Below are 5,958 nucleotides of genomic sequence, written 5' to 3' on the forward strand. Positions count from 1 at the left end.
TAAAGAACCGCTGCGCGCTGCAGCGAAGAGGTGCGCATTATACAGAGCTTTTTAGCTCCGTCAAGCACTGCGCGAAATCTTTTTGAACTTCGCTGCAAACACCTGACTGCGCCGGAACAACCCAATCTTCCGGGCCATTCCCCCCTTCACCGCGCCGAAACAACTGCGCTGCGAAGAGGGCCGAATTATAAAGAACTATCAGAACCCGTCAAGAGGTTTGAGAAATTAATTCAAACCAACGCCAAAAGCACAAACTTGCGCTTGCTGCGCGCCATTCAAACTACGCTTGAGCCGAAGCAAGGTGACAGCGCACCACCCGGGTTGCCGACACCGAGATTTCTGCAGGATAGGCCGCTCTACACTTATCGCTGATCTGGGGACACCTGGGGTGGAAGTGGCAGCCACCGGGCGGGTTGAGGGGTGAAGGCATGTCGCCCTTTGCTGCGGCATGCGTTGCCGCGCCAGCGGTCTCGATGCGCGGAACGGCCTCGAGCAGCATTTTTGTGTAGGGGTGACGCGGGTCGCGCAACACTTCCTCCACTCGCCCCCGCTCCACGATCCGCCCGAGGTACATCACCGCGACGTGGTGAGCGAGATAATCCACCACCGCCAGATTGTGGGTGATGAACAGATACGACAAACCGTATTCGACCTGCAGTTCCCGTAACAGATTGAGGATTTGAGCCTGGACGGAGACGTCCAGGGCGCTGGTTGGCTCGTCGCAGACGATCAGCTTTGGCGACACTGCCAGGGCACGCGCGATGGCGATCCGCTGGCGCTGGCCGCCGGAGAACTCGTGAGGAAAGCGATGACGCATCGCCGGATCGAGCCCGACCCGGCGCAGCAAACCTTCGATACGGGCGGCGCGGGCGGCGGCGTCCGGCTCCACGTTCAGCGCCAGCATCCCCTCTTCGAGAATCTCGCCCACCCTCATCCGCGGATTGAGGGATGCAAAGGGGTCCTGGAAGATCATCTGCAGTTCGCGCCGCATCGGCTGCCACTGCCGAGGCGACAGGGTGAGCAGATCTTGATCGCCGTAGCGTGCGCGACCGCCACTGGCGGGCACCAGCTTGAGGAGGGCCTTGCCGGCGGTGGTCTTGCCGCAGCCGGATTCTCCGACCAGGGCGAGCGTCTCGCCAGACGGCACCGCCAGCGAGACGCCATCGACTGCCTTGACATGCCCCACCACCCGACGGAACAGCCCCTTCCGGACCGGGAAGTGAACCTGCAGCGAAGAAACCTCCAGCGCAGCCCCCCCCGCCTCGCGTCGATCGGCCAGCTGCGCCGCCGGCTGAGCTGGCGCCTCGACCCAGCGTTGAAGTTGGGCGGGATCGTAGAGATGGCAGCGCACCGACTGCCCACCCACGTCGAACATGGGCGGCGCGACCTCATGGCAACGCGCATGCACCTGGGGGCAACGCTCGGCAAAGCGACAGCCGGCCAGCCGCGCACCCAGCCGCGGAACCTGCCCGGCCAGGGTCTCCAGCGCCTGCCCCCGCTGCGCCGAGGTGGGCAGGGCCGCAAACAGCTTGCGGGAGTATGGGTGAAGCGGCGTCGAGAAGAAGGTGTCCCGCGGGCCGGTTTCGACCAACTCGCCGGCGTACATCACCCCTACCCGATGGGCCATGCGGGCAACCACGCCAAGGTCGTGGGTGATGAGCAGCATGCCCATCCCGCGACTCGCCTGCAGATCGGCCAGCAGATCGAGCACCTGGGCCTGGATCGTCACGTCGAGGGCAGTGGTCGGCTCGTCGGCGATCAGCACCTTCGGGTCGCCGGCCAGGGCGATGGCGATCATCGCCCGCTGCTTCATGCCGCCGGACAGCTGGAAGGGGTATTCGCCCAGACGGCGCCCGGGATCGGGGATGCCCACCGCGGCGAGCAGCCGCTCGGCCTCCTGCCAGGCGGGCCGGCCGTGCAGGCCCCGATGGCGGACGAGCACCTCGCCGATCTGGTCGCCGACGGTCATGACCGGGTTGAGGCTGGTGGCCGGCTCCTGGAAGATCATCGCCAGCCGGTTGCCGCGCATGTCGCGCATCCGGGTTTCGGGCATGAGGTGCAGGGCCTCGCCGCCCAGTTCCACCGAGCCCTCGGCGATCCGCCCGCCCGACGGCAACAAACCCATGCAGGCCAGGGCGGTCATCGACTTGCCGCACCCGGATTCGCCCACCAGGGCCAGCGTGCGCCCGGCGGGCACTTCGAAACCGATGCCATCGACCGGGCGGACGGGCTTATCCCGGGGCCCCAGCTCAACCCGTAACCGTTCGACCTTCAGCAAACCTTGCGCTTCCATCGGACGTCTGCACATTCCAAAGAAAACGGACCGCCAGGCGGTCCGCTCGAATCCATGAACCGGCCAAGGAGGACACGGTTGCCCATGCGCCCCGCAGCCGTCAGGCGATCAGTGGTGATGACCGCCTTCGCCATGCACGTGACCGTGGCCGATCTCTTCGGCGCTGGCCGGGCGGACGCTCTTGACGGTGATGTCGAAGATCAGGGCGGTGCCAGCCAGGGGATGGTTGCCATCGACCACCACCTTGCCGTCGGCGATATCGGTGATGCGATAGACCATCTCCTCGTCGTCGTTGTCGCCGACGCGCTCGAAGGACATGCCCACTTCGATGTTGTCGGGGAACAGCGAGGCGTCCTCGACGAGCACCAGCTCTTCGTCGAACTCGCCGAAGGCATCTTCCGGCGCCAGCTTGATGGTCAGCTTCTCGCCGACCAGCTTGCCGTGGAGCGCCTCCTCGATCACGGCGAAGATGCCGTCGTAACCGCCATGCAGGTACACCAGCGGGTGGTGACCGTCGTCGATCATGTTGCCATCCGGGTCCTTGACCGAGTAATCAAGCGTGACGACCGTGTTCTTGGCGATTTCCATTTACATTCCTTGAGTTGAGTTGCTTTACCAGCTGAAAGACTTCGGCCGCATGACCGCGGGGATTCACATCGTGCAGCACATGGCACAGCACGCCGTCGCTGGAGACGATGAAGGTCGAGCGACGCACGCCGCGCTTGACGACACCATCCACCGCCGCCGACTGCCACACCCCGTAAAGCCTGCACACCTCGCCGTCCTCGTCGGACAGCAGCTCGACCGACAGGCCGTGCTGATCGCGGAAATCGGCGTGGGTGAGACAGTCGTCAGGGCTGATGCCGATCACGACGCACTTCTCCTTGGCAAAATCGGCATCGTGATCGCTGAAATCGATGGCCTGACGCGTGCAGCCCGGCGCGTTGTCACGGGGGTAGAAGTAGAGAACCACGTGGTGGGACCCCAGCACCGACGCCAGATCGAACATTTCCATGTCGGCATCGGGCAGGGAAAAGAGCGGTGCGGGCTGGCCTTCGATCGGGGCTGCCGCTTCGGCGGGGGATTCTAACCGAGCCGCCTTGAGAACTCTACCCGAAGCATGTTGATGGCTGACAAGCATGAAAATCTCCTCTGGGGGCTGTGGGCCCGACAAGCGGGGCCCGCTGATTAGGCGATTCAGATTCGTGCTGTTCTCTGTTCTTTTTGTATCGCTTCGTGCCGACTCGCTTCCGTCGATGCGCACTCTTGAATGAATAGTCCATCGGCGGCCGGGGCTCAAGCGGTTTGTCATCGCAATTTGATGTTTATCACGCACCGCGACGCCCGGAAAGCCAATCTGGTACTTGCCATCCGGGTTCGGCTGTATATAATTACATAAGACTTCAGGAGTATGCCGTGTCAGAACAACTTACCGCCCGCCAACAAGAAATTCTTCAACTCATCCGCGATACCGTCGAGCACGAAGGCCGCCCCCCCACCCGGGCGGAAATCTGCACCGCGTTCGGTTTCCGATCTCCGAACGCCGCCGAAACCCATCTGCGCGCCCTCGTCAGCAAGGGCGTCATTTCCCTTGAGGAAGGGCGTGCCCGGGGCATCCGTCTCGTCGAATCCCTCGGTCTGCCCCTGATCGGCCGTGTGGCTGCCGGCAGCCCCATCCTCGCCGCCGAGCACATCCAGCGCCGCTTCCAGATCGATCCGGCCATGTTCACCCCCCGGGCCGATTACCTGCTGCAGGTCCGCGGGCAAAGCATGCGCGACGCCGGCATCCTCGATGGCGACCTGCTCGCCGTCCATCGCACCACCGAAGCCCGAGATGGTCAGATCGTCGTTGCCCGCCTGGAAGACGACGTGACCGTGAAGCGCCTCTCCCGCAAAGGGTCGATCGTCGAGTTGCTGCCCGCCAACCCCGACTTCGAACCCATCGTCGTCGACACCCGCGAATCGCCGCTCGAGATCGAAGGCCTCGCCGTCGGGCTGATCCGCAACGACAGCCTCTGACCGCCTCCGGCTCAGGCGCCCCGGCAGTTGTCGGGACGCCTGAACCCCGGCGCACAGGGCAAGACGCCTCCGCGGCCTTCTCTCCAGCCTCCCCCACGCCCCGCCATGGCGCCCCCGGTCGCTTCCGCCCTCCGTGCTCCGGCGTCAGTGGCACATCTGGTCTGGCGGGCAGACAGCCTGGCGTCGGCCCCGCCGGGCATTGGCACAGGCCATGCTGCCCTGGACGCCGTCCTGCCCGGAGGGGGCTGGCCGGTCGGGGCACTGACCGAAGTGCTCGTCCCGCACACCGGGGTGGGGGAGCTTGGCCTGATCCTCCCCCTGCTCCGGCACATCCCCGAACGACAATGGGCGGTCTGCATCGCGCCACCCGGCCAGCTCTACGCGCCGGCCCTGGCAGGCATGGGCATCCGCCTCGATCGCCTGCTCTGCGTTGACGCGGCGAGCCCCGCCCATGCCCGCTGGGCCGCCCGCCAGTCGCTCAACTCCCGCAGCTGCAAGGCCGTCGTGATGTGGCTGGCCGAGGCCGACAACAGCGCCCTGCGACGCCTCCAGCTTGCCGCCGAAGAGAGCGCCACCGCACTGATCCTGATCCGGCCCGCCAGCTTCGCCAGCCAGCCATCCCCCGCCGTGCTGCGCCTGGCCCTGGCAGCCCGGGACGGCGGGGTGGACGTGCGCATCCTCAAACGCCGGGGGCCACAGCTGGCCGGCCCGGTCGGCATTGACCTGCCCGACCACCCCAGCCACTCCGCCCCTCTCCACCCCAGCCCACGCCCCAGCCATGCAGCCCTCCCTCTGGTGCGCCCTCTACCTGCCCGATCTGCCCCTGCAGATCTTCGAGCGGGCGCAGCCTGAAGCCGGCCCGCTGGCCGTTCTCAGCCCCCGCCCGCGCCAGCGGGTGCTGGCCGCCAACCCGGCCGCCCAGGCCGGCGGTATCGAAGCCGGCCAGCGGGCCGCCAGTGCCCTGGCGCTGCTGCCCGGCCTGACCCTCGTCGACCGGAACCCCGCCCAGGAAGCCGCCACCCTCGCCGAAATCGCCGGCTGGGCCGGGCGCTTCACCCCATCCCTGAGCCTCGACCCACCCGCCACCCTACTGCTCGACGTGCGGGCCAGCCTGCGTCTTTTCGGCGGCCTAGAAGCCTTCTGCGCCAGCCTCGACGAAGGTCTGCAAGCGCTCGGCTTCCAGGCCCGTCAGGCCGTCGCGCCAACGCCGCTGGCCGCCCGCTGGCTCGCCCGCAGCGCCCCCGGCAGCCGGATCGACAGCCTCACCCAGCTCGCAGCACGGCTCGACCCCCTGCCCCTGGAGGTCCTCGGCGAAGCCGCCGGCACCGACGCACTCGAACTCCTCGCCGGAATCGGCGCCCGCCACCTGGGTGACATCCGTCGCCTGCCCCGCAGCGGCCTAGCACGACGGCAGGCCCAGGCGATCACCGATCTCCTCGACCGCGCCTACGGCACCACCCCCGACCCGCGCCGCGGATACATCCCGCCAGAGCGCTACCTCGCCCGCCTGCCCCTGCCCGCCCCCAGCGATCAGGTGGACACCCTGCTGTTCGGCCTGCGCCGCCTGCTCGGCGGGCTGGGGGGCTGGCTGGACGGGCGTCAGGCCGGGCTGGAGCGGTTCTCGCTGGTGCTGGAGTTCGAAGCCC

The 5,958-nt window shown here is 66.9% G+C and carries 6 protein-coding genes; 3 read left to right on the plus strand and 3 right to left on the minus strand.

Going from position 1 to position 5,958, the window contains the following annotated elements:
* Positions 1–280 precede the first annotated feature (280 nt).
* From ACE3N6_RS18860 to ACE3N6_RS18870, 3 genes are all read right to left on the minus strand, one after another.
* Entirely contained in the window at positions 281–2,293 is a 2,013-nt protein-coding gene (locus tag ACE3N6_RS18860) for a dipeptide ABC transporter ATP-binding protein (RefSeq protein WP_374247363.1), read from the minus strand.
* Positions 2,294–2,401: 108 nt separating this feature from the next.
* Positions 2,402–2,881 (minus strand): peptidylprolyl isomerase, encoded by a 480-nt coding sequence (locus ACE3N6_RS18865; protein ID WP_374247364.1) that lies wholly within the window; start codon positions 2,879–2,881, stop codon positions 2,402–2,404.
* Positions 2,847–3,434, minus strand: a complete 588-nt coding sequence (locus ACE3N6_RS18870) for a peroxiredoxin (RefSeq protein WP_374247365.1) — start codon at positions 3,432–3,434, stop codon at positions 2,847–2,849. The genes ACE3N6_RS18865 and ACE3N6_RS18870 overlap by 35 nt, the downstream gene beginning before the upstream one ends.
* Positions 3,435–3,709: 275 nt before the next feature.
* Between ACE3N6_RS18870 and lexA the strand changes: the two genes are divergently transcribed.
* The 3 genes from lexA to ACE3N6_RS18885 form a co-directional block, all read left to right on the plus strand.
* Positions 3,710–4,312, plus strand: a complete 603-nt coding sequence (gene lexA, locus ACE3N6_RS18875) for a transcriptional repressor LexA (protein WP_374247366.1) — start codon at positions 3,710–3,712, stop codon at positions 4,310–4,312.
* Between the two features lie 105 nt (positions 4,313–4,417).
* The gene (gene imuA / locus ACE3N6_RS18880) at positions 4,418–5,164 is read left to right on the plus strand and encodes a translesion DNA synthesis-associated protein ImuA (RefSeq protein WP_374247367.1); all 747 of its coding nucleotides are present in this window, start codon (positions 4,418–4,420) and stop codon (positions 5,162–5,164) included.
* Positions 5,091–5,958: DNA polymerase Y family protein (locus ACE3N6_RS18885; protein WP_374247368.1), on the plus strand; the 868-nt coding region annotated here is incomplete at its 3' end. The genes imuA and ACE3N6_RS18885, both read left to right, overlap by 74 nt.

The sequence above is a fragment of the Zoogloea sp. genome, assembly GCF_041904905.1.
Classification (GTDB): domain Bacteria; phylum Pseudomonadota; class Gammaproteobacteria; order Burkholderiales; family Rhodocyclaceae; genus Zoogloea.

Bases quoted from the DNA above. Each gene is read 5' to 3' on its own strand.
- ACE3N6_RS18870 (WP_374247365.1), bottom strand. From the start codon at position 3,434: ATGCTTGTCAGCCATCAACATGCTTCGGGTAGAGTTCTCAAGGCGGCT.
- imuA (WP_374247367.1), top strand. From the start codon at position 4,418: ATGGCGCCCCCGGTCGCTTCCGCCCTCCGTGCTCCGGCGTCAGTGGCA.
- ACE3N6_RS18865 (WP_374247364.1), bottom strand. From the start codon at position 2,881: ATGGAAATCGCCAAGAACACGGTCGTCACGCTTGATTACTCGGTCAAG.
- ACE3N6_RS18860 (WP_374247363.1), bottom strand. From the start codon at position 2,293: ATGGAAGCGCAAGGTTTGCTGAAGGTCGAACGGTTACGGGTTGAGCTG.